This is a genomic window from Rhodococcus sp. C1, from assembly GCF_020809065.1.
In the GTDB taxonomy this organism is placed as follows: domain Bacteria; phylum Actinomycetota; class Actinomycetes; order Mycobacteriales; family Mycobacteriaceae; genus Rhodococcus_F; species Rhodococcus_F qingshengii.
Genome location: NZ_CP078080.1, coordinates 3,897,607 through 3,922,059 on the forward strand (window position 1 = coordinate 3,897,607; position 24,453 = coordinate 3,922,059).

Here is a 24,453-nt window from a genome sequence, read left to right on the forward strand (position 1 = left end):
CCGGACGATGGAAACAGTGTCGATCAGCTGTCCAGACGGTTGAACCGTCCGAAGAGTGCTCGATAGATGAGTGCACCGAGCGCACCGCCGATGAGCGGGAACACGATGAACAACCACACTTGACCTAATGCACCGTCCTGGAACGGTGCGACAGCGAGGCTTCGAGCGGGGTTGACGGAGGTGTTGTCGATCGGGATCGAGATCAGGTGAATGACGGCCAGCGTGAAGCCGATGGACACCCCGGCGAGCGGCACGTCGGAGATCTGGTCGGTCGACGCGAGAACGACGAATACCAGCAGTGCTGTCAGCAGGATCTCGATGATCATGGCGGCACCGATGCCGTAGCCGTCGGAAACCACATTTCCGAGAAGATTCTTCTCGGCAGACGGACTGTGTGCGCCCCAACCGTTTGCACCCAAACCGTCAGCAGCACGGTTGTACGCCGGGAGACTGTTGGCCACCGTGTAGATCACGACGCCTGCGACCAAGCCGCCGATCACTTGCGCGACAACGTAAATCGCCGCATTGACGGCTGAGATTCGCCCGATCACGAATTGGCCGAGAGTCACGGCTGGGTTGACGTGGCAACCGGAAATCGGGCCGATCGCATATACGAGGAACAGCAGGGTCAGGCCGAATGCGAAGGCAACTCCGAGATTGCCGACTTTCGCACCTGCAAAGACGGCAGTTCCGACTGCGGAGAACACGAGAACAAATGTTCCCACCGCTTCGGCCGCATACTTCTTCACATCCGAGATCGGTTCGATCTCAGTCAATTCCTGTGCAGTTGGAGACATATTCCCACCTTCTTCTCATCGAACGGTAGTAATGCTCACGCGCCTAGATTTGCCGGACTTTACGCAAGCCTGGTGATCTCCACAACAACTTCGAGATCTGTGGAACGTCCACCGGAAAAGATTCCCTTCAAAGGCGGCACATCCGAATAGTCCCTTCCTATTCCGACCGAGACATGCTGTTCATTCACAGCTATCGCATTGGTCGGGTCGTATCCCCACCACGCGCCGGTCCACGCTTCGATCCACGCGTGCGATTCCCCGACCACCGTGTCCCCGACTGCCGCATCACGTTTGGGGTGGAGATAGCCGGAAACGTATCGACACGGTATCCCCATCGTTCGAAGCAACACCAAGGTCAGATGCGCATAGTCCTGGCAGACACCTTTCCTGGCCGACCAGGCCTCCACCGCCGACGTATGCACTCCGGTCGTACCCGGCACATATGACATTTCGCCGTAAACCCATTGCGACGCAGCCACTACTGCATCTTCAGGTGATTTATCTTTGCGCAATTCCTTGGCAATTGTCGCCAGCTTACGATCACGCGGAACATATCTCGTGAAACTCAGTTGTTCGTTGAATCGATCTTTAATCGCGTTTCCCGACAATTCATCCCAGTCGACGGTTTCCTCGGGCTGAACAAACGGTTCCGTCTCCACCACCGACAGCCCGGTCACTTCCAGCTCCGTGTGCGGCGCGTGCAAGTCGAAGGCGGTCACCGCGGTGCCCCAGTAATCGGTGTATCGGTAGGAACGCGTTGCCGGCTGGGTTTCGACGCGCGTGAGTATCACCGTCTGCCTGGTGTCGCCGCGAGGTGTCAATCGCGCTTCGTTGTACGACGACGTCACCGGGGCGTCGTACGCATATCCCGTGGTGTGCACGACCCTCATTCGCCAGCTCACAGCTCTCCCTCCACCGTCGACTCCGCATACGCGGCGCCGGCATCCGTCCACGCGACCCACGGCGCAGCGTGGAAGTACTGCAATGCAATCGCCTCACCCAGTTCGCGGCAGGTCTCCTGCCAACCGAGCAACCGTCCCTGCAGATCCTCGAGCAACACGCCCTGCGGCAGGAACTCCAGTTCGCTACGTGCGCGGCCCAGAAGCCGCGGCGCCTCCGCCCGGATTCCGACGCGACTGCCCGGCTGCGGGTCGAGCTCCTGCAGGCACTTCTCGGCCTGCCTGATCGAGTGGAACACCGAGCGCGGAAAGAGCCTGTCCAACAAGATGAACTCGACGACGCGATTGGCGTCGAGCGCTCCGCGATACGTACGCAGATACGTGTCATGTGCGCCCGCCGAGCGAAGAACACTGACCCATGCCGGCGACGACGGGCGGTCACCGGCGCGCGCCAGAAGCATCCGCACGATCATGTCGACACGTTCGATCGACCTGCCCAGCAGAAGGAACCGATAGCCGTCGTCGCGACTGAGCGTGGAATCCGCCAGGCCCGCGAACATCGCTGCGCGTTCCTCCACATAGCGGAAGAACTCGTGTGGCCCCAGCCTGCGTGAGGCACGTTCACGCTCGGCCAGTCCGTTGTACGTGGTGTTCAGGCACTCCCACATCTCACTCGACGTGACCTCACGCGCCCCGCGAGCATTCTCACGAGCACTTGCCAGCGAGTCCACGATCGAACCAACCTGGTTGCGGCTGAACGCAACCAGATCGGTGAGCGAGCGCACGTCGAGCTTGCCCTCCGGCGCCTCGATGCCGAGGACACGCAGGAGCAGACGCGACGTGCGGTCCGGGTCGACGGTGGCGTCGTCGAGCAATTGATGGACGGCGACGTCGAGGATCCGAGCAGTGTCGTCGGCGCGCTCGACGTAGCGGCCGATCCAGTAGAGGGACTCTGCGTTGCGAGCAAGCATCGGTCACCACGCTCCGTTCACTGATAGTTCTTGGTAGCTGGGCACTTCCGAGGTGTTCACTGTTGCTGCTGCTGTTGTTGCTGCGAGGTGCTCAGTTCGGGACCCTGCACCGGCTCCGCGGATTCCGGGGGCTCGGACACCAGTTCCTCGCCTGACAACTCTGGGTCTTCGTCAGAGGTGCGACTCGCAAGCACCCACGTGTCCTTGCTTCCGCCGCCCTGGCTGGAGTTGACCACCAGCGAACCTTCCGGAAGTGCCACCCGGGTCAGGCCGCCGGGCAACACCCACACGTCCTCACCGTCGTTGACGGCAAAGGGCCGCAAGTCCACGTGGCGCGGCGAGAGAACATCGTCGATCTTGGTCGGCACCGTGGACAACTGCACGAGTGGCTGCGCAATCCACCCGCGCGGGTCTGCCTTGATCTTGCGGGTGATCGCGGCCAGTTCCTTGGGGCTCGCGTCGGGTCCGAAGACGATTCCATAGCCGCCGGACCCTTCCACCGGCTTGATGACCAGTTCGGCGACGCGGTCGAGGACTTGCTCGCACTCCTCGTCCAACCAACAGCGGAACGTGTCGACGTTCTGCAAGAGCGGCTTCTCACCGAGGTAGTAGTCGATGATCTGCGGAACGTAGGTATAGACGAGTTTGTCGTCACCGACTCCGTTGCCGACGGCGCTCGAGATCACCACGTTGCCCGCCCGCGCCGCATTCAGTAGGCCTGCGACGCCGAGAATCGAATCCGGACGGAAGTGCATCGGGTCGAGATACTCGTCGTCGATGCGGCGATAGATGACATCGACCTGGCGCTCGCCTTCCGTCGTGCGCATATACACCATGTTGTCGCGGCAGAACAGGTCGCGACCTTCGACGAGTTCCACACCCATCTGACGAGCGAGCAACGAATGCTCGAAATAGGCGGAATTGGCGATACCCGGTGTGAGAACAACCACTGTCGGGTCCGCTTCGTTGAGTGCAGCACCCGCACGCAGCGCCCTCAGCAGATGTGTTGCGTAATCACCGACCGCCCGCACCTTGTGGGACATGAACAGATCCGGGAACACCCGAGTCATGGTGCGACGGTTTTCCATCACATAGGAGACACCGGACGGAGATCGCAGATTGTCCTCGAGAACTCGGAACTCTCCCGCCTCGTCTCGGACCAGGTCGATACCCGCGACGTGAATTCGCACACCGTTGGGCGGCACGATGCCTGCCGCTTCACGGTGGAAGTGCTCACACGAGGTGACCAGGCGGCGCGGCAACACGTGATCGCGCAGGATTCGCTGCTCTCCGTAAATGTCCGCGAGAAACAACTCGAGCGCCTTCACCCGCTGTTTGATGCCCTTTTCCAGCCGCGACCACTCCTGGGCAGCGATGACGCGTGGCACCAGATCCAACGGGAAGGGTCGTTCCTGCCCGGACAGCGAAAACGTCACACCTTGGTCGATGAATGCGCGTCCGAGTGCGTCGGCACGCGCGGCGAGGTCGGCGCTGCTCGTCGGCGCCAGGGCTTTGTACACACCCTTGTACGGACCACGCACCGAGCCGTCGGGCTCGAACATCTCGTCGAAAGCCAACTCGTAGCGACCGATGTCTGAATATCCGTCGAACACTGCGGCAGGACGCGCTCGGGTGGTGGTCGAACCTGTTTTACTCGAACTTTTCGAAGGCGGCGGCGTCATAGGGCAACATGCTGCTACAAGTGGGGCTATTCGGCAGCGCGGCGAGAAATCGGGCGCTCGGTGTACCCTTCTCGACAGACGCAACGTGCGACGGTTTGGGTTCTTGGGCCCTCGGCTGGTAATCTTGCCAGTCGGTGCATCAGTGCGCCCACAGCTTTCTCGACCGTAACCAGCTAAAGACGACAAGGATTTTACGCGTGGCCAACATCAAGTCCCAGGTGAAGCGAATCCGTACCAACGAGGCGGCCCGACTCCGTAACCAGTCGGTGAAGTCCTCGCTGCGTACCGCGATCCGTTCATTCCGCGAGGCTGCGGCAGCCGGTGACAAGGACAAGGCCAACGAGCTCCTCGTCTCCACCAGCCGCAAGCTCGACAAGGCAGCCAGCAAGGGCGTCATTCACGCCAACCAGGCTGCCAACAAGAAGTCTGCACTCTCGCAGGCTGCCAACAAGCTCTGACGTTTCCACTGTGACGGTTCGCCGTCATACTGGTTCGTCTCGATAGCCGCCAGGTCGAAAGACCAGGCGGCTATTTTGCGTTCTCGATCGGGCTGAAGGGACGGGTGGCTCGGCGGTCGCGGGACTACTGCCGACCAACCTCGTTCTGAGACATCGTGTCCTCAGTTTTTCCGCAGTGCACACACTTTCCGCACTGCTATCTCCAGCGCGAAGGACGAGTCGACTGCGGCGCCCTTCACGTCGGCATTGAGGGCGGCGACGATCTGCATTGCAGCGCCGATCGACGTGGGATCCCAGCCGCCGACTTCCTTGATCGCCTTCTTGACCTTCCACGGCGGCATCCCGAGATCCGACGCCAGCCGGAACGGGTCACCGCCCCGCGCAAACGGGCCGACCTTCGCGATGGTGTGGACTGCGTCGGCGAGGGCATCAGCGAGCAGAACATGGGCAGTTCCGATCTGATCGGCCCATCGCAGAGCCTCGAGTGCACCCCGGGTATCACCGACGATGACTTTGTCGGCCACGTCGAAGCCGGAGACCTCGGCCTTGCCCGAGTAGTACTTGTGGACTGCTTCGACGTCGATCTTGCCGCCGGTATCTGCCGCCAATTGTGAGCAGGCCGATGCCAGTTCGCGGAGGTTGGAGCCGACACTTTCGATCATCGCTGCGATCGCGTCGGGCGCAACCCTGACGTCGGCGGTCCGGAACTCACCGCGAACGAAGTCGACCAGCTGACTCTTGTTCAGTTTTCCGCAGCTGTGCACCGTGGCACCGAGCTTCTCGAGCGCGGGTGCCAACGCCTTCGCGCGACCACCGCCCGAGTGCACGACGATCAGAACCACACCTTCCGCAGGCTCGCGCGCCGCTTCGAGTACAAGAGCTACGGCATCCTTGCCTGCTTCTGCTGCCGATTCCAAGACGATCACACGATCTTCGGCAAAAAGAGAAGGGCTGAGCAGCTCAGCCAACTCGGGAGCATTGGTGTCTCCGGCACGCATCTTGGTTACCGGGAGATCCGAAATGCCCTGGCCGCGGTCACCGCGGACGGCTCTGATGAGCTGCGATACCGTGCGGTCGATGAGGAACTCGTCGTCCCCCAGAACAAGATGCAGCGGATCGACTCCAGACGGATTACTCACCCGAAGATGGTCCCACGAGGAACCGACACGATCGACACAGACCCGCCGCCCCCGCCGTACACCGCGACAGTGCCGTCGACGTCCGTCCGAACCACCGCCCCACCCAACGACGCCAGTTCGTCGAGAACCTCAGCATTCGGGTGCCCGAAACCGTTGCCGGCGCCGACGCTGATCATCGTCAACCTCGGACGCACCGCTTCCAGAAATGCCGACGACGTGGTCCGGGAACCGTGATGGGGCAGCTTCAACACATCGGCCCTCACGTCCGTTCCCGATCGGAGGATGGCCTCCTCCCCCGCAACTTCGGCATCGCCCGTCAACAGAATTCGACCCGCGCCCGTGTGCGCCATCACCACCAGCGACTGATCGTTGGCAGCATCCGCGGCGTAGACGGAATCGCGGGGAGCCGGAACCAACGGACCGAGAACCTCCATGCGCACCGATCCCAACGTCAACTCTGCATCCGCCCGCAACGAGACAACCGGAACGGCCTGCGAGTCGGCAGCACTCTTCACCGACCGAAAACCTGACTCCGGCAACAACATCGACCCGACTCCGATCGCAGCGACCGAACGCCCACCCAGAACTGCTTCCAATCCTCCGATGTGATCGGCGTGAAAATGACTGATCACGAGCAACGCGATGTCGCTGACGTCCAACATGTTCAGGCAACGATCCATCGACGTGGGATCAGGACCGACATCGACGACGATCACCCTGCCGTCGCCGGTCGAGAGCACAAGACCGTCCCCCTGACCGACGTCGCACATCACCAGTACCCACCCCGGAGCAATACGACCACCCCCGAACACGTGTTGAAAGACGAGCGCTAGAACAACTCCCAGAACGAGGACGCCGACCACCCATCTCGAGATCCGATTCCACAGCGTCAGTGCTACGACCAGTAAGACGCCCACGACGACGAGAGCGCCGATGAGTCCTGACGGCACCACCACCGACGCTCCGGGAAGCGCCGCCGCTCGCTCGGACACGTACAGCAGCCACCCCATCGGAGGCCGGACGAGCGGAGCAATGAACACGGCAATCGATGGACTGATCAGCGCGCACAGAGCAATCACCGCACCGAACACCGTGACAATTCCGATCACCGGAGCTACTGCCATGTTCGCGGCAATCGTGACGACACTGATTGTTCCCGCCATGGCGCCCACCAACGGTGCAGTCACGACAAACGCAGCACTCGAGACGGCTGTCATCTCCGCGAGCCATCGAGGCCAACTTCGTCGACGGAGAACATCCACCCACACGAGGGCAATGACCACCAGTGCTCCGGTGGCCGTGGTCGAGAGCGCAAATCCCCAGTCGACGGCAAGCTCGGGCATCACGCCAACCAGAACGATGACGGCGGCGGCAAGAGCAGGCAGTGCCTGTTTGCGACGACCGGTGACCAAACTGAGCAGGCCGATCAGGCCCATCACCGACGCACGCAGAACACTCGGCGACGGCCTCGCGACGACAACAAAAGCGACGAGGGCCATCAGTGCCAAGACGGCGCCGACCCGCGGACTCAGCGCCGCTGCTCTGACCAACAGCAGAACGGCCCCGAGCAGAATGCTGATGTTGGCGCCGGATACCGCGGTGAGGTGGGAAAGCCCGGCAACGGTGAAGTTATCCTTCACCACCGGCGACAACGCCGACGTGTCTCCGACGACGAGGCCAGGCAGCAGACCTGCCTGATCCGGCGGGAGTGCAGCCGAGCACGCGGCCGCGAAACGAGTGCGCACCACGCTCGCCCATCGCTGGTACCAGGGCAGTTCTCCCACCGCGACGGGAGGCCCTTCGGACGTGATCACGGCGAGCGTGGAATCGCTACGCCAGGGCTGACCCGCCCGGCCGCGAACCGTGAGGCTCTGCCCTGGAACAACTTCGAGCCACGACGAACTGGGCGCCCGGATGGTGACCGAGCCGCCTCCGGAGTAGCTGTCGTTGTGTGCAGTCACCAAATTGACGGTTGCCCGAAAGAAGACCTGACCTTGACCCGCCGCGCCGGAGACCACGTGCGGATCCTCAGTGGGTTCCACTTCGACACTCACCCAGGCTCCTTCGCGGGCAGCTCGGGCCAGTGGGTGACTCTCCGCCTCGGACGCCCGCCATCCGCTGACGACACTGCATCCGGCACCGAACAGTAATGCCGCCAACATGATTCGTGCCCACCCCGCAGATGTCCGGCGCACAGCCACGACAGTCAGGATTGCCGCTGGAACCGAACATGCCGCCAGCACCCACGCAGTGGTCGCACCGTACAAGGTCCCCACCGCGCTGCTCCCCCACACTGCGACGGCAGACGGAAGCAGTCGAGCGTCGAGAACGGGCCGGACCTCCGATTCGTTCATACCGACACCAGCACTCGCAGCTTTGCCAACCTTGCCGGGCCGATCCCGTCGACTTCCCCCAATTGCTCGATGTCCGTGAACTTTCCGTTGGAGGTGCGCCAGGAAACAATCGCCGCAGCCGTTACCGGCCCCACCCCGGGAAGCTCGTCCAATTCGGCCTCGGTAGCGGTGTTGAGGTTCACCATGCCGGCCCCGCCCGTTTCACCTGCAGCGGCAACGCCGGTACTTCCCGCGGTGGTGCTCGAACTCGGCGAAACACCGCCGAGCTGATCGGCCGCACCCACCAATATCTGATCACCGTCGGCAAGCTTCTGCGCCAGATTCAGGCCCACCGTCTCCGCGCCGTCGACCACGCCGCCTGCCGCGGCGAGCGCGTCGGCAATGCGCGAGCCCGGAGGTAGGTTGACAAGACCCGGCGTGCGCACGAGTCCGACAACACTGACCACCAGAGCCTCAGGCCGCTGCTCTGCTACGACACCGGAAGGTACGGGACTGGCTGATTCACCATCGTCGGCAGCGACAGTCGGCGCCGTGACATTCTGGGGCGAGGGCAGCGGTGGGACCGCCTGCATACTCGGAGAATCCCACCACACGGTGAACAAGCCGATAGCCGTGGCCAGTGCAGCGACGATCGCCAACACCCAGGTCGCCGATCGACTCGGGCGCCAACGCGTTCCGCGCCAACGCTCGGGCAGTCGATCGAACCGTGACGAGTCGAGTTGAGCTTCGTACTCGTCCTCGTCGAAGTCCTGAAGCCACTCGGGGGATCTCTCGAATGGCTGCGGGGACCTCTCGAAAGACGCTGAATCCTCGAATTCGTCGACGTCCTCATGTCGCCGCCTGTAGTTGCCGTCCATCGCCGCGAGGCGATCACGCGCCCGCTCGCGCTCCTCGCTGATCCTCATGACTGGACGCTAACGAGAGACCTCGCCGCCAACGACGAACAATTTCAAGCTGTGGAGAACTCGAGGGTTGTGGAGAATTCGTCTCGCGGTTGGTTGTGGTCACCGAGTGATCCGGCTGGAGAATGCCTAGGCGAAAGCGCTCAGTACTACATAGACGCCGACGGCTGTGATCACCAGGCCCATCGACCTGAAGACACGCTGTCGAATTCGTGCGTCGCTCAGTTTCTTCGACATGAAGGCTGCGCCCAATGCAAGAATTCCAAGCCATCCGAATGCCACCGCGGCATCGACAATTCCGAGACTGAGAACGGAGTACACCGTCAATGGCTGCGCATACTGCGGCGCCACGAGTAGAAAGAACAATCCGACCTTCGGATTGAGGATGCACGAAACGAAGCCCTGAGCGAATGCACGCCATCCAGTTGATTGTGCCTGCAGAGCAATTGAATCCAATTCGATGTCGGAAGTGTCCCGATAGAGAAACTCCCGGACACCCAGGTACATCAAATACAGACCACCCGCGACATGGAGTGCTGCTGCCGCCATTGGAGTGTGCGCCAGGAAACTTGCCGCTCCCACCGCAACAAGTGCTGCCCATGCAATCGATCCGATTGCGGATCCCGCAGCCACCATGAACCCGAACAATCGACGTTCAAGCGCAAGTTTGATCACCAGTAGTGAATCGGGACCCGGCGATATCGACAACGCCAGGCAAAGAACTGCGAAACTCGCCAGGTTGCCAATCTGCATGCGACTTCTCTCCCCCTGCGCCCCGAATGCTCTGCGAAGAGTCGTCCCCCGACCCATTCCGACAGCGGTAACCATGAAGTTCGAGCTATCGGGTCACGATCGAGAATGATACGAGCGAACGAACTTCTCCGCGATCGATTTGTTTTGATGCATCGACATCAGCACAGTGATCGAGCCACAATGCATAGTTCAAGACCGCTCAGGCGCTCGTGTCGATGTCCGGCAGCGGGCACACCACCACACCGATCGCGCCGACACCGACGTGCGCTCCGATGACCGCGCTGAAGTCAGTGACCACGGATTCCGCTACATCGGGGATGCGCTCGGCCAACTGTTCCGCGATCCCGTCCGCACGCTCTCGCGCTCGCATGTGATGCACGGCTATCGCCACACGACCGAGACCAGCGCGCTCGACGGCCGAATCCACCAAGCGTGCAAGCGCTTTGGTGGTGGTACGTGTTTTCTCGCCGAGCACCAGCTTGCCGTCCACCAGATGCAGGATCGGCTTCATCGCCAATGCAGTGCCCAGCAACGCTGCTGCGGTTCCGATTCGTCCGCCCCGGCGCAATTGATCAAGTTTGTCGACGACGATGTAGCAGCGCCCACGACTTGCAACGTCGACCGCCCGGCCATATGCCTCTTCGAGTGAAGCGCCCTTCTCGGCCAAGCGCGCAGCTTCGAGAGCGGGATATCCCAAACCCATTCCGGCGGACTGTGAATCGACGATCCGAACAGCGCCACCGAACTCCTGGGCCGCGACTCGTCCGGCTTCCCACGTTCCCGACAGTTGGCGTGAAATATGAACGGCGAGGACACCGTCACCGTCGCTCATCTCCAGGGCGCGTGCGTACGCTTCGGACAACTCGGCGGGCGACGCTCCGGCCGTTGTCACTCCCGACAGATCGTTCGGCATTGCGTCGACGCCCTCTCGCAAGTCGCACCCGTCACGGAGCACGTGGAGCGGAACAACCTGAATGCCACATGCGTCGGCCGACTCCTGCGGAATGCAGGCGGAGGAATCCGTGACGACGACGACCGGCATTCTGCTACCCGACTTCGCTCGGCGGTGCTACCAGTTCCGGCGAAACCACTTTCTGCGCCTCGACCCCGCGAATCGCAGCGATCATCGCGCGGGCTACGCCGACGTGACCGTCCCAACCCCAGTGAATGCCGTCAGGATTGCCGTTCTCGGAAAAGACGTTGTCACGCACTGCATCCGCAAGGTCGACTACGGGAACGTCTTTCTCCGTAGCCCACTCGGTGATCGCGGACACCGCGGCAGGCCGTCCGGCATGCACGCTCGCGTAGGCATCGCTGCGGTGCACTGACGGCAGGGTCGCGATCATCGGCAGTTCCGGCCGCATGTACTCCAACGCATTTCGCGAGCTTTCCAGATACTCGACGCTCAGCTTGGGCGGAAGTGCGACCGGGCGGCCCAGAGGTGCAAGCCGCGGCTGCAGCCATTGATAACCCTCGCGCACCACGCGTCGAAGCGCGGGTGGCCGAACGTAGCGGATGGTCTCGCGGAGCGCGGTAGGCAATGGGGACGGCAGCGAGTCCATCCCGCCGACCGCGAACACGACGGCGCCGGCCCGCGGCACCGCCGCCCACACACGAGGATCCTGAGTCAGTGCCCACCACGCGTCGCGACACGTCCATCCGATACGGGCGACCAACTCGACGTCCCAGCCGAGTTCGTCGGCCACGATGTTGGGCCAGATGCGTGGATGATCTGCCGCGAGGCCGCCTTTGGGGCCGAAATACGACAGCGAATCCGCGAGTACGAGGAGGACGGGGCGCTGCCCGTCGGCACTTTCAGAGGACGTCATTTGCGACACTCGCAGAAGCATTCCATACGTCGAGTCGCCACTCGATCGACTTGACGTCACCATGTCCACTGAGTTGCACCCAACTGGTGTTTCCCAATCCGCCGAGGACGGCCCAGCGATCGACGGGTAAGTCGAGCAATGCCGCTGTCAGTGCCGCGATCAAGCCTCCGTGCGCCACCAGAACCACGGGCCGCTCGGCCCAGTCCGGGTGCGTGTCGAGCAATTCGTGAACTACGGGGAGGCTGCGATTCGCGACGTCGATTCGGCTTTCGCCGCCGGGCGGCGCCAACGTGGCATCCGCTCGCCACGCAGATCGCACACCGGGAGTGCGCTCGTCGACGTCATGATGAGTCAGGCCCTGCCATTCCCCCAGGTGTGTCTCACGCAGACGCGTGTCGGTGAGGACCGGAAGTCCGGCGGCATCACCGACTGCGACGGCCGTGAAGTACGCCCGACGCAGATCCGAGGACACGATCGTCAACGGCCTGCGATCGGCGATCACCGGACCTGCACTCTTGGCCTGCGTGCGTCCCAACTCCGACAGGTCGGTGTCGAGTTGCCCCTGCATCCGAGAGTCGGCGTTGTATTCGGTCTGTCCGTGACGCAGCAGGATGAGCCGGCGGACAGGGTTCGACGCCGCACTGGGCGCCGACGAAGTCACAGCGAGGGATCCTGCGCGTCCGGCTCGGAAACCGTGTCGGTCTCGAACACCGTGTTGGCGTCGGCGGGGCCGGGACGGTTCTGTCCGAGGCCTTCGACCTCGACCGTCGGGCAGTCCTTCCACAGACGATCGAGAGCGTAGAAGTTGCGCTCCTCGTCATGCTGGACGTGGACGACGATGTCGGCGTAGTCGAGCAGTGCCCAGCGGCCCTCGCGGGTGCCTTCACGGCGGACCGGCTTGTGTCCCGCTTCGCGGAGACGGTCTTCGATGTTCTCGACAATCGAGTTGACCTGACGCTCGTTCGTCGCAGATGCGATGACGAAGCAGTCCGTGATGACCAGCTGTTCGGACACATCGAGCACCACCACTTCGGTGGCCAGCTTCTCGTCGGCTGCCAAGGCCGCGATGCGTGCCATGTCGATGGCTTCGGTGTTTGCGCTCACTCGATGTTCTCCAGTTTCGTCTTCAGAAAGTACTTGTTGTTCTCGGCTAGCTCGATTCGGCGCCCGGGACGGCTTCCGACTTCCCCGGTGCGGGCTCCGACATCGTTGTAGCTCCGTCGCGGCGCTCCGCGTCGACAGGTCGATACAGGTTCCGCTTCGAGATGTACTGCACCACTCCGTCCGGCACCAGGTACCAGACGGGGCGGTCTTCACTTGCCCGACGCCGACATTCGGTCGACGAAATGGCAAGTGCCGGAATCTCTATCAACGTGACCGCGTCGGCGGGCATGGTGTCGAGGTGACCGGCCAGGTGCTCTGCATTGAGATCGAAACCCGGTCGCGATACCCCGACGAACTTCGCCAATGCGAACAACTCTTCCCAATCTTGCCAGGAAAGGATGCTGGCCAGCGCATCGGCACCGGTGATGAAGAAGAGTTCGGCGTCAGGGTGGTAGGCCCGGAGGTCTCGCAGCGTGTCCACGGTGTACGTCACTTTTTCACGGTCGACGTCGACCCGAGAGACGGAAAACCGCGGGTTGGAGGCGGTGGCGATGACCGTCATGAGGTACCGGTCCTCGGCAGGACTGACGCCCTTCCCCTGCTTCTGCCAGGGCCGCCCGGTGGGGACGAAGATCACTTCGTCGAGTCCGAACCGGTCGGCGACCTCACTGGCCGCAACGAGGTGGCCATGGTGAATGGGGTCGAAGGTGCCACCCATCACTCCTAGGCGTCGAGCACGTTCCACCGATAGTCCCTTCTGCACGAGTGTCGAGCTTACGGGTCAGACCGGCAGCAGACGGGACACGACGTCGGCAAGCTGCTGGGCCGAGCGGCACTCGTGCATGCTGATGACCTCGTTGTAGACCTTCGCCGCGGAGTCACCCGTTCCCCATTGCCCCTTCGGCTCGGGGTTGAGCCAGTGCGCGTGCTTGGCTACTGCCACCATCTGCGACAGCGACTGAAGGTTGGGATCGCGGTAGTTGTTGCGACCGTCGCCGAGTACCAGTAGCGACGTGCGACTGGTGATCGACTGCGCAAACTTCTCCTGGAACACTCCGAAGGCGTGTCCGTAGTCTGAGTGGCCGTCGTAGGTGATCAGTTCGGCCTCACGCACCATCCGTGACATCGCTGATCCGAGGTCTGCGTTCGAGTCGAAGAACCGCGTGACCTCGTCGGTCGTGTCGATGAACGCGAACACCCGCACGCGCGAGAACTGCTCACGCAAAGCGTTCACGAGCAGCAGAGTGAAATGGCTGAACCCCGCCACCGAGCCGGACACGTCGCACATCACCACAAGTTCGGGCCGCGCCCGCTTCGGCTTGCGCTGCACCAGATCGATCGGCACTCCGCCCGTCGACATGGACTTGCGCAACGTACGACGTAGGTCGATCGAACCCGCGCGAGAGCGGCTACGACGCACGGCGAGACGACTGGCCAACAAGCGAGCCAGGGGTGCGACGTTCTTCTTCAGCGTGGTGAGTTCGGCATCGGACGCTCGCAAGAAGTCGACTTCCTCGGCGAGTTTCGGAACGCCGTACGTGGCGACCCGCTCCTTGCCCAAATTCTCGGCTGTGCGTCGACGCGTTTCCTTCTCGACCATCTTGCGGAAGTCCGCGATGCGCTGCGCTGCCGTGCGCTTGGCGACCTCGGACTGGTAGTCGGAGTTGTCCTTGCCCTCTGACCCGGAACCCTCCTGGTTGCCGAGCAGGCCCTGCAGGATCTTGTTGAGCAACGTCTCCGGGGCGACGTCACGCAGCGCCTGATAGGCGGAGAACGACGGGCCGTTGCTCGACTGGTACTGCCCGAGTTCCTCGACCATCGCGGCGGTCAGGAGTTCGGTCATCTCCATCGCCTCGTCACTGCCGTCTGTCAGCAGTTCGGCGATCAGCTCACGCAATGCCTGCAGGTCGATCGAGCCGTCTGGCTTGCGCGGCAGTGTGACGTCGACGTCGCCGACCGCACGGTCACCGATCGCCTTGGGGAACCACAGGTCGAAGACGGCGTCGAACGTCGCCCGGTGGGTCGGCCTGCGCAGGAGCGAGCATGCCAGCCCTTCACGAAGCGCTTCACGATCGAGCAGGTCGAGAACAGACATGACCTGACCGGCGTCGACTGTCTCGGACGGGCCGACCATGATTCCGCGTCGTCGCAAAGCCTCGACAAAATCGACGAGGTGACCGGGAATCCCGTGCGGCGCTGCCAGGCCGCCAGGTGAGAGCGGCGACGTCGATGCTGCGGGAGCCATGTCAGACCTCAGTTCAGCCGAAGTTCAGCGGCGGCACGCACCTGGTCCGACTGGTGCTTGAGGATCACGCCGAGCGTGGCGCGAACGGCATCGTCGTCGAGAGTGTCCATGCCCAGAGCAAGAAGGGTGCGTCCCCAGTCGATGGTCTCGGATACCGAAGGGACCTTCTTGAGCTGCATTCCGCGAAGAACACGAATGGTGTTGACCAGCTGCTCGGCAATCGCTTCAGGAAGCTCCGGCACGCGGCTTGCGAGGATGCGACGCTCGAGGTCGGCGTCCGGGAAGTCGAGATGCAGGAAGAGGCAACGACGCTTCAGAGCCTCCGAGAGTTCGCGAGTGGCATTCGAGGTCAACACCGTGAACGGCTTGCGGGTGGCGGTAATGGTTCCGAGCTCGGGGATCGTGACCGCGAAGTCGCTGAGCACTTCGAGGAGCAGACCTTCGATCTCGACGTCGGCCTTGTCCGTCTCGTCGATCAACAGCACCGTCGGGTCCTCGCGGCGAATGGCCTTGAGCAGTGGACGAGCGAGCAGGAACTCCTCCGAGAACACATCCGCCTTCGTCGAATCCCAGCTGTGGTCGACCGCGACATCACCCCTCGCTCCGCTCGCCCCGCCCGACTGAATCCGAAGAATCTGCTTCGCGTGGTTCCACTCGTACAGCGCACGAGCCTCGTCGACGCCCTCGTAGCACTGCAGACGCACCAGTTCTGCGCCCGTGGTCTGGGCGACTGCGCGGGCGAGTTCCGTCTTTCCGACACCGGCCGGGCCCTCGATGAGCAGCGGCTTGCCCAGACGATCGGCCAGGAAGACTGCCGTCGCGGTGGCCTTGTCGGACAGATAGCCAGTTTCGGCCAGCCGTTCGATCACGTCGTCGACGGTCGAGAAGAACGGCGTCGTGTCGGGAAGTGCTCGGTCCACGGTTAACTCCTTGAGAGGTGGGGCAAGTCTGGTGAACTTTTCAGGCGGGTCGGGTATGCCCGTCGCCCCAGACGATCCACTTGGTGGACGTCAGTTCCGGTAGCCCCATGGGGCCACGCGCGTGCAGTTTCTGGGTGGAGATGCCGATCTCGGCGCCGAACCCGAACTGCTCACCGTCGGTGAAGGCAGTCGACGCATTGACCATCACTGCCGCAGCGTCGACTCGAGCGGTGAACTCGCGGGCAGCCGAGAGATCGGACGTCACGATGGCTTCGGTGTGGCCGGTCCCGTACTGGTCGATGTGCTCGACGGCAGCGTCCAAGTCCTTGACGACCTTGAGGGCGACGTCGAGGGTGAGGTATTCCTTCGACCAGTCGTCCTCGGTCGCGGGAACCAGTCCCGGCAGATCACCGTGCACGACGACGTCGTGCATCTGGAGCGCTTGGAGCAGCTTCGGCACGGCCGTCTCGGCAATAGCGGCGTCGACCAGCACCGTCTCTGCCGTGTTGCACACACTGGGCCGACGGGTTTTCGAGTTGAGAAGAATCTTCTCGGCCATCAGTAGATCGGCGGCCGAGTGAACATAGACGTGGCAGTTACCGACACCGGTCTCGATGGTGGGCACGGTGGCATCACGCACGACGGCGCTGATCAAGCCGGCACCGCCGCGCGGGATGACGACGTCGACGAGGCCACGGGCCTGAATCAAATGAGTGACCGTGGAGCGATCCGCACTCGGCAGAAGTTGAACGGAATCCTCGGGCAGTCCCTGATCAACCAACGACGCACGCAGAGCCGCCACCAACGCTTCGTTGGACTTGACCGCCGAGGACGAACCACGAAGCAGCGCAGCATTTCCCGACTTGAGAGTCAGCCCGAAGGCATCGACGGTCACGTTAGGACGAGCCTCGTACACCATACCGACGACACCGAGCGGAACGCGCTGCTGACGTAGTTCCAAACCGTTCGGCAGAGTGGATCCACGAAGCACTTCACCGATCGGATCGGGTAGTCCGGCAACCTGACGCAAACCCGACGCGATGCCCTCGATCCGGTCAGCGGTCAGACGAAGACGGTCGAGCAGCGATTCCTCGGTGCCGCCCGCCTTCGCGGTGTCGATATCGAGAGCGTTGGCCGCGAGAATCCGATCACTTGCCGCGAGTACCGCGTCGGCTGCGGCGTGGAGCGCAGCATCCTTCTGCGCCGTGGTCAGCAGAGCCAGGACACGCGAAGCCTTACGGGCTCGGCGTGCGGCGTCGTGCACGACGGACTTGGTGTCGGACGCGTCCGAGTCGACGGTTTCTGCGTTGGAAGTCACAGCGGTCATGAATACACATTAACCACCCACCGTGACGGCCTGCTCGGCGGAACGAGGCTGTGACCACCCGGGACCATTCCGGCGGACCGCCTGCGAACATTTAGGCGGACCGCCTGCGAACATTTCGGCGGACCGCCTGCGAACATTTCGGCGGACCGCCTGCGAACATTTCGGCGGACCGCCGGGGAACAATTCCGGCGCGCGACACTGTTGCACCCACCGACCTTCTTCTTCGAGTCAGGAGCCATCCGTGAGTGTGTTGTTCGAGCCTTTGACCCTGCGCGGCGTCACCATCCCGAACCGCGTCTGGATGGCACCGATGTGCCAGTACTCCGCTGACGTCATCGGCGACCAGGTCGGAGTGCCCAACGAGTGGCATCGCACGCATCTGGTGAGCCGTGCAATCGGCGGCACCGGCCTGATTCTCACCGAGGCGACGGCCGTCAATCCCGAAGGCCGCATATCGGCAGCTGATCTGGGGATCTGGAACGACACGCAGGCGCAAGCCTTCGCCGAGATCAACGCGCAACTCGCGTACTTCGGCGCAGTGCCCGGAATTCAGCTGGCGCACGCCGGACGCAAAGCGTCGACGCAGGTTCCGTGGCGCGGCGGCAAGAGTCTGCCCGCCGACGACCGACTCTCGTGGCAGACGGTTGCCCCGAGCGCGGTTCCGTTCGGTCACCTTGCCGATCCGGTCGAGCTCACCACGGAGGGCATCGAGAAGGTCGTCGCGGACTTCGCAGCGGCGGCTACCCGCGCATTGAAGGCCGAATTCAAGGTCGTGGAAATTCACGCGGCCCACGGATACCTGATCCATCAGTTCCTCTCCCCCGAGAGCAACAAGCGAACGGACCGCTACGGAGGCAGCTTCGAGAACCGCATCCGATTGCTCCTCGAAATCCTGAGCGCAGTCCGCGAGGTGTGGCCGGCCGAGCTACCGCTCTTCGTCCGGGTCTCGGCGACCGATTGGCTGACGGAAGAGCGTGGGCTCGAGGTCGACAGCTGGACCGCGGATCAGACCGTTGCCCTCGCCAACATCCTCTCCGACTACGGCGTCGATCTCGTCGACGTGTCCACCGGCGGTAATTCACCGGCGGCCAAGATTCCGGTGGAGCCGGGATACCAGGTTCCGTTCGCCCGTCGCCTGCAGAACGAGAGCCTGCTACCGGCCGCCGCCGTCGGCCTCATCACCGAACCCGAACAGGCCGAGAAGATCGTCGAAGACGGAAGCGCAGTGGCGGTGCTCCTCGGCCGCGAACTGTTGCGTGATCCCTACTGGGCGCGCCGGGCGGCCCGTGAACTGAACGCCGAGGTAGGACCGCATATCCCGTCGCAGTACGCCCGCGCCTTCTAGCCCGAAAATCGGCTCCCGCGCACAACTTTGATAGCGTAAGCGTCTTACTTGCCGGTAGTCCGGAGCCCTGTGGGCTCCGGACACTGCCGCGGGCCAGAGCCGTGCGACGGGGGTCGCAACGAGCCACAGGGCACGCGGACGCTCGATTTCCCGACCGGCTCATCGGCGAGTGGGCAACGAAAAGATGCGTGCATCAGGTACGTGCCCCGCTCGGTTCGATGATTGCGCTGGGGAGCGCATGTCATGACTACACCAGAGAACTCGATCAGCGCTCTCGAAGTGGCCGAATCACCCGATGTCTGCGTCACCGACAATGCGTCCGTCAAGCGCGCTGTCAAGGCAACGATGCTCGGAAATGCCATGGAGTGGTTCGATTTCGGCGTTTACGCATATCTAGCTACCACCATAGGAAAAGTGTTCTTCCCGGACGCGAGCGGCAGCGCTCAACTCCTCTCTACCTTTGCAATTTTTGCGGCAGCCTTCATCGTCCGCCCACTCGGCGGATTGTTCTTCGGTCCACTCGGTGACCGCATCGGACGCAAGAAAGTCCTGGCCACCACCATCATTCTGATGGCGGGCAGCACCTTCGCCATCGGCCTCATCCCGAGCTACGAATCCATCGGTATCGCCGCCCCGATCCTGCTGGTACTCCTACGCCTACTGCAGGGCTTTTCCACCGGCGGCGAATACGGCGGAGCCAGTACGTTCGTCGCCGAATACGCACCGGACAAGCGCCGGGGTTTCTTCGCCAGCTTCCTCGAATTCGGGACTCTGGCAGGATATGTGGCGGCAGCGGGCATCGTGACGATCATCCAGACCGTCGTCAGTGCCGAGGACCTCCTCCAGTGGGGCTGGCGCATCCCCTTCCTCATCGCCGGACCTCTGGGTCTCATCGGCCTGTACCTCCGTCTGCGTTTGGAGGAAACTCCCGCATTCCAGATGATGGAGCAGGCCGAAGAGCGCTCCCTCGCAGATGAATCCACAGGCAAGAAACTACGCGAAACTCTCGTCGACAACTGGCGTCCGCTTGTTCTGTGCATCGTCCTGGTGGCCACGTACAACATCGCTCACTACGGCCTGCTCAGCTACATGCCGACGTATCTGACCAACACGTTGGGTTACGACGAATCCCACGGACTCGTTCTGATGATCATCGTCATGATCGTGATGATGATGGGAATCAGCTACGTCGGAAAGTTCTCGGACCGCGTCGGGCGTAAACCCTTGCTGCTCAGCGGTTTCATCGGATTCTTCGTCCTGTCCCTGCCTGCCTACCTGCTGATCGGCGTCGGCAACTACGTGACGGTCTTCCTGGGACTCGCAATTCTCGGCGGCTTGCTCCTGCTGTTCGTCGGAGTGTTCCCGTCCGTGCTTCCCGCACTGTTTCCGACCGGAATCAGGTACGGCGGCTTGGCAATCGGATACAACCTCGCGGTCTCCATCTTCGGCGGGACCACTCCCCTGGTGCTCACCGCCCTCGAAAGTGCAACGGGCAGCAACTTGGTCGCACCGATGTACATGATGATCGCCGCCGTGATCGGCGGTATCGCAGTCCTGATGATCCCCGAGACCGCACGCAAGCCACTCGACGGCTCTCCGCCCTCTGTCGCCACCGACGAGGAAGCACGTCGGATCATCCGCAAGGTTCGTCGAAAGAGAATGAAGGCCGATAACCTCGAGGTATGAGCACGCCTCGAATCGTCGTCGTCGGCAGTATCAACATGGATCTGACCACGTCAGTGTCCAGATTCCCCGCTCCGGGAGAAACGCTACTCGGCACTGCCTTTGCCACCGCGGCGGGAGGCAAAGGCAGCAACCAGGCCATCGCCGCCGCGAAAGCCGGTGGGGACGTGTCGTTCGTCGGCGCGGTCGGCGACGACGGTTTCGGCACCCAATTGCGCGAGACCCTGCAAGACGCCGGGGTCGACACCGCGTTGCTTCGTAGTGTCGACGGCCCGAGCGGCGTTGCCGCCATCACCGTGAGCGAGGACGCGGAGAACAACATCATCGTCGTCCCGGGCGCCAATTCCTCGGTCACCTCGTTGTCCGAAGTAGACCTCGACGCGATCGCACACGCCGACGTTCTCCTGTGCCAACTCGAAATACCCCTCGACACGGTCACCACAGCGGCCCGGCACGCGCGTGCCAACGGAACAACTGTCATCCTCAATCCTTCACCGGTACAAGACCTTCCGGGCGCCCTGATCGAGTCTGTCGACATCCTGATCGTCAACCAGACCGAGTCGGAGCAGTTGGCCGCGGTCACCGGTCGCGTCCGATACCTCGTCACGACGCTCGGGGCCGGCGGCGCGGATCTCCGGTCGGGCGAGGAGACAATCCACGCCGACTCCCCGGCCGTGACACCCGTGGATACAACTGGCGCAGGCGATGCTTTCACCGGCGCCTTCGCCGTGGAGTGGGTGCAGGGCCAGGACCGCGCCCTGCAGTTCGCTGCCACGGCGGGAAGTCTGGCGACGACGGTCCGCGGCGCGTCGGTGTCGTCACCCACTCGCGCTGCGATCGAAAAAGTCCTGAACCGACAGCTTGACTCTGACACCGTGTGAGGTCGTAAACCTGTAGGTATCGGGTTTGTGAGAGAGAAACGGGACGATCAAGGATGTTGAGCATCGGAGACTTCGCGAGAGCCGGTCGTGTGTCGGTGCGCATGCTCCGCCACTACGACGCCATCGGTCTGCTCAGACCCGCGAGGGTCGACGCATCCACCGGGTATCGCTCGTACACCGCGGGCCAGTTGGCGCTGCTCAACCGCATCGTCGCTCTCAAGGAGTTGGGCCTGACTCTGGCCCAGGTCCAGCAAGTGGTGGAGTCGGCGGTCACCGTCGACGAGATCCGCGGGATGCTCACGCTTCGCCGAGCAGAACTCGAAACCCGAATCCAGGAAGACACCGCGCGACTGGCGCATGTACAGGCGCGCCTACGGATCATCGAAAGTGAGGGACAGATGTCCGCATACGAGGTTGTGATCAAGTCAGTTCCGGCGCTGCGGGTCGCGGAGTTGACCGGTACCGCCAAGACGATGGATCCGTCGTCGATCGGCCCGGTGGTTCGCGGGTTGTACGAGCGCCTTTGTACCGGTCTGGATCGTGCCGGTATCGCCGCGATCGGACCCGCTGTCGCTTACTACGAGGATGCCGGTGACGACGAGAACGTCGTCGTCCATGCGGCGCTACCGGTAGACGCGAATCCCGATGGCGACTACGAGTTCGCTGTGGTAGACCTGCGGGCCGAAGAGCACGTGGCCTCGCTGCTGCACAAGGGTTCGATGGACAACTGCCTGCCCGCTTATCAGGCGTTGGCCCAATGGATCGACGCAGCGGGATACCGCAATGCCGGCCCCAGCCGTGAGGTGACGCTGGCGTGCCCGGAGGATGTCGACGGCTGGGTCACCGAACTGCAGGAACCTGTTGCCAAGGCCTGAAGCCCGCACGTGTCGGCAGGGTCGTGCACCATGGGGTCCATGACCACCGCCACTGCCCCAGCCATGCGCGACGAAGCCGAGCGGCTGCTCCGCGAACTCGCGGGGCCGGATGCCCGCCTACGCGAGGACCAGTGGACGGCCATCGAGGCGCTGGTGGTGCAGCGCAAACGCGCGCTCGTCGTACAGCGGACCGGCTGGGGCAAATCTGCGGTCTACTTCATCTCGGCGAAGCTGCTCCGGGCAACGGGCCACGGCCCCACCGTCATCGTCTCTCCGTTGTTGGCCCTGATGCGAAACCAGGTCAGTTCTGCCGAACGTGCCGGAGTGCGCGCCGCAACCATCAATTCGGGCAACGTCACCGAATGGGACGACATCCATGCCCGCGTCGCAGCCAATGATCTCGACGTCCTTCTGGTCAGCCCCGAGCGTCTGAACAACCCTGACTTCCGCGATCAGGTGCTCCCGGCCCTGGCAGCTGATGCCGGCCTGGTCGTAGTCGACGAGGCTCACTGCGTTTCCGACTGGGGCCACGACTTCCGTCCCGACTACCGCCGCATCAGGACCTTGATCGCCGAACTCGGCGAGGGCATTCCCGTCCTCGCAACCACGGCGACGGCCAACAACCGCGTCGTCGAGGACGTGTCCGCCCAACTCGGCGTCGGCGGTGAGGAAACCCTCGTCCTTCGCGGCGGGCTCGAACGCGAATCGCTTCACCTCTCTGTAGTCCACATTCCGGAGGCGACGGCGCGCGCTGCCTGGCTTGCCGACATGCTCGAGACGCTGCCGGGTTCGGGCATCATCTACACGCTGACGGTTTCGGCCGCGCGCGACCTCGCAAGCCTGCTCTCCGAGCGCGGCCATACCGTCGCCGCCTACACGGGCCAGACCGATCCCACTGAACGTGAATCTCTCGAGCAGGACTTGTTGGGTAATCGCGTCAAGGCTCTGGTGGCCACCTCGGCACTCGGGATGGGCTTCGACAAGCCTGATCTCGGGTTCGTCGTCCACCTCGGCGCACCGTCGTCGCCGATCTCGTACTACCAGCAGGTGGGCCGCGCCGGTCGTTCCACCGACAGGGCAGACGTGATCCTCCTGCCTGGCGCCGAGGACAAGCAGATCTGGAGTTACTTCGCCTCGGTCGCCTTCCCCCGCGAGCACCTGGTCCGCAGCGTCATCGAACACCTCGACACCGAAAAGGCCACGTCGACACCGGCACTCGAACCTCTGGTGGAGCTCAATCGCACGCGTCTCGAGATGGTCCTCAAAGTCCTCGACGTCGACGGCGCGGTCAAACGCGTCAAGGGCGGGTGGATCAGCACCGGCGAACCCTGGGTGTACGACGCCGAGCGCTACGGCCGACTCGACGACGCCCGCCAGGCCGAGCAGGCCGCAATGGTCGAGTACCAGAGCATCACGACGTGTCGAATGACCTTCCTGCGTGAACAACTCGACGATCCTGGTCTGACCTCGGAGAACTCACAGTGCGGTCGCTGTGACAACTGCACAGGCAATCGCTACGACACCACTGTCGACACCGCCGCCCTCGACGAGACTCGGGCGCGCTTGCAGCGCCCCGGATTCGACCTGGAGCCGCGCAAGATGTGGCCGACCGGCCTGAGCAAGCTGGGCGTCAAGCTGTCCGGGAAGATCACCGAGGGGCCCGAAACCGGGCGCATTCTCGGACGGATGTCGGACCTGGGCTGGGGTCAACGTCTCCGCGCGCTTTTCGACGGTCCCGACGCCGAGGTACCCGATGCGGTGGTCAGCGCGTGTATCAGCGTTCTGGCCGCCTGGAATTGGGCCGAGCGACCCACCGGTGTCATGGCCCTCGAATCCACGACGCATCCTTTGTTGGTGTCGAGCCTGGCTGCCAAGTTGGCCGAGGTCGGGCGATTGACCGACCTGGGCACTCTTCGCTTGCGCCCCGACCACCCTCCGGTGTCGGCAGCGAACTCCGCCTACCGCGTGTCCGGACTGGTCGATGTTTGGGAAGTCCCGGACATGAGCATCCACCAGGGACCGATACTTCTTGTCGACGCAATCGCCGATACCGGTTGGACTTTCACGATGGCCGCGCGCGCACTTCGACAGGCTGGTGCTCACTCTGTACTTCCGTTGGCGCTCGCAAGCCCGAAATAGCGAGTTTTTGCCCGAAATAGTCGCTCCGACAACGGCAAAAGTTACATAATGTGAGCACCATCACATTCATGTCCTCACCTGGGGCGCAACGGGTTCCACACGGCCCGAAACGGACATCTGCATGACTTCGACAGCAATGATTGTTACGTT

22 protein-coding genes are annotated in these 24,453 nt (G+C 63.0%); 6 read left to right on the top strand and 16 right to left on the bottom strand.

The features are described from left to right. Positions 1–23 precede the first annotated feature (23 nt). Genes KTR60_RS17795 through KTR60_RS17810 form a run of 4 tightly spaced genes read right to left on the bottom strand, consistent with a single transcriptional unit; the run spans position 24 to position 4,349 of the window. Entirely contained in the window at positions 24–797 is a 774-nt protein-coding gene (locus KTR60_RS17795) for an aquaporin (RefSeq protein ID WP_058039402.1), read from the bottom strand. A gap of 59 nt (positions 798–856) precedes the next feature. Further along, entirely contained in the window at positions 857–1,687 is an 831-nt protein-coding gene (locus KTR60_RS17800; protein ID WP_007731033.1) for a transglutaminase family protein, read from the bottom strand. 8 nt (positions 1,688–1,695) lie between these two features. Beyond that, positions 1,696–2,667, bottom strand: a complete 972-nt coding sequence (locus KTR60_RS17805; RefSeq protein WP_003944483.1) for an alpha-E domain-containing protein — start codon at positions 2,665–2,667, stop codon at positions 1,696–1,698. A gap of 56 nt (positions 2,668–2,723) precedes the next feature. Beyond that, positions 2,724–4,349 carry a circularly permuted type 2 ATP-grasp protein gene (locus KTR60_RS17810; RefSeq protein WP_003944471.1) on the bottom strand — a complete coding sequence of 542 codons (1,626 nt, stop codon included), beginning with the start codon at positions 4,347–4,349 and terminating at the stop codon, positions 2,724–2,726. Between the two features lie 197 nt (positions 4,350–4,546). Between KTR60_RS17810 and rpsT the strand changes: the two genes are divergently transcribed. Next, positions 4,547–4,807, top strand: a complete 261-nt coding sequence (gene rpsT / locus KTR60_RS17815) for a 30S ribosomal protein S20 (RefSeq protein WP_003944567.1) — start codon at positions 4,547–4,549, stop codon at positions 4,805–4,807. Positions 4,808–4,968: 161 nt separating this feature from the next. Here the strand turns inward: rpsT and holA are convergent, their stop codons facing one another. From holA to KTR60_RS17875, 12 genes are all read right to left on the bottom strand, one after another. Further along, a complete protein-coding gene (holA, locus tag KTR60_RS17820) occupies positions 4,969–5,946 on the bottom strand; it encodes a DNA polymerase III subunit delta (protein ID WP_228401098.1) in 978 nt (325 codons plus the stop codon). Next, positions 5,943–8,300 carry a ComEC/Rec2 family competence protein gene (locus tag KTR60_RS17825; protein WP_228401099.1) on the bottom strand — a complete coding sequence of 786 codons (2,358 nt, stop codon included), beginning with the start codon at positions 8,298–8,300 and terminating at the stop codon, positions 5,943–5,945. Before KTR60_RS17825 ends, holA begins: the two co-directional genes overlap by 4 nt. Further along, entirely contained in the window at positions 8,297–9,205 is a 909-nt protein-coding gene (locus KTR60_RS17830; protein WP_228401100.1) for a ComEA family DNA-binding protein, read from the bottom strand. Before KTR60_RS17830 ends, KTR60_RS17825 begins: the two co-directional genes overlap by 4 nt. A gap of 126 nt (positions 9,206–9,331) precedes the next feature. Continuing rightward, positions 9,332–9,955, bottom strand: coding sequence for a LysE family translocator (locus tag KTR60_RS17835; protein ID WP_228401101.1), 624 nt, complete (start codon positions 9,953–9,955; stop codon positions 9,332–9,334). Between the two features lie 199 nt (positions 9,956–10,154). Further along, positions 10,155–10,997 carry a DegV family protein gene (locus KTR60_RS17840; RefSeq protein ID WP_228401102.1) on the bottom strand — a complete coding sequence of 281 codons (843 nt, stop codon included), beginning with the start codon at positions 10,995–10,997 and terminating at the stop codon, positions 10,155–10,157. Between the two features lie 4 nt (positions 10,998–11,001). Further along, positions 11,002–11,784, bottom strand: a complete 783-nt coding sequence (gene octT, locus KTR60_RS17845; RefSeq protein WP_030536627.1) for a diglucosylglycerate octanoyltransferase — start codon at positions 11,782–11,784, stop codon at positions 11,002–11,004. Next, on the bottom strand, positions 11,771–12,445 hold the full coding sequence (locus KTR60_RS17850; protein WP_019749053.1) for a histidine phosphatase family protein: 675 nt from the start codon (positions 12,443–12,445) through the stop codon (positions 11,771–11,773). The genes octT and KTR60_RS17850 overlap by 14 nt, the downstream gene beginning before the upstream one ends. Then, positions 12,442–12,888: a ribosome silencing factor gene (rsfS, locus tag KTR60_RS17855; RefSeq protein ID WP_003944502.1), complete on the bottom strand. Its 447-nt coding sequence runs from the start codon at positions 12,886–12,888 to the stop codon at positions 12,442–12,444. Before rsfS ends, KTR60_RS17850 begins: the two co-directional genes overlap by 4 nt. A 46-nt stretch (positions 12,889–12,934) precedes the next feature. After that, positions 12,935–13,606, bottom strand: coding sequence for a nicotinate-nucleotide adenylyltransferase (gene nadD / locus KTR60_RS17860; protein WP_007731022.1), 672 nt, complete (start codon positions 13,604–13,606; stop codon positions 12,935–12,937). A gap of 63 nt (positions 13,607–13,669) precedes the next feature. Beyond that, positions 13,670–15,133: a vWA domain-containing protein gene (locus KTR60_RS17865; protein WP_007731020.1), complete on the bottom strand. Its 1,464-nt coding sequence runs from the start codon at positions 15,131–15,133 to the stop codon at positions 13,670–13,672. Positions 15,134–15,141: 8 nt separating this feature from the next. Beyond that, complete coding sequence (locus KTR60_RS17870) at positions 15,142–16,053, bottom strand: AAA family ATPase (protein ID WP_003944506.1); 912 nt, start codon at positions 16,051–16,053, stop codon at positions 15,142–15,144. A gap of 40 nt (positions 16,054–16,093) precedes the next feature. Beyond that, positions 16,094–17,380: a glutamate-5-semialdehyde dehydrogenase gene (locus KTR60_RS17875; protein ID WP_192712956.1), complete on the bottom strand. Its 1,287-nt coding sequence runs from the start codon at positions 17,378–17,380 to the stop codon at positions 16,094–16,096. 241 nt (positions 17,381–17,621) lie between these two features. On the opposite strand from KTR60_RS17875, the gene KTR60_RS17880 reads away from it, so the two are divergent. From KTR60_RS17880 to KTR60_RS17900, 5 genes are all read left to right on the top strand, one after another. After that, on the top strand, positions 17,622–18,725 hold the full coding sequence (locus KTR60_RS17880) for an NADH:flavin oxidoreductase/NADH oxidase (protein ID WP_042924054.1): 1,104 nt from the start codon (positions 17,622–17,624) through the stop codon (positions 18,723–18,725). Between the two features lie 243 nt (positions 18,726–18,968). Further along, the gene (locus tag KTR60_RS17885; protein WP_003944479.1) at positions 18,969–20,411 is read left to right on the top strand and encodes an MFS transporter; all 1,443 of its coding nucleotides are present in this window, start codon (positions 18,969–18,971) and stop codon (positions 20,409–20,411) included. After that, positions 20,408–21,289 (top strand): ribokinase, encoded by an 882-nt coding sequence (locus KTR60_RS17890; protein ID WP_030536629.1) that lies wholly within the window; start codon positions 20,408–20,410, stop codon positions 21,287–21,289. The genes KTR60_RS17885 and KTR60_RS17890 overlap by 4 nt, the downstream gene beginning before the upstream one ends. 53 nt (positions 21,290–21,342) lie before the next feature. Then, positions 21,343–22,164, top strand: coding sequence for a MerR family transcriptional regulator (locus KTR60_RS17895; protein ID WP_007731010.1), 822 nt, complete (start codon positions 21,343–21,345; stop codon positions 22,162–22,164). Positions 22,165–22,203: 39 nt separating this feature from the next. Next, on the top strand, positions 22,204–24,303 hold the full coding sequence (locus tag KTR60_RS17900) for a RecQ family ATP-dependent DNA helicase (RefSeq protein ID WP_030536630.1): 2,100 nt from the start codon (positions 22,204–22,206) through the stop codon (positions 24,301–24,303). The last annotated feature ends 150 nt before the right edge of the window (positions 24,304–24,453 follow it).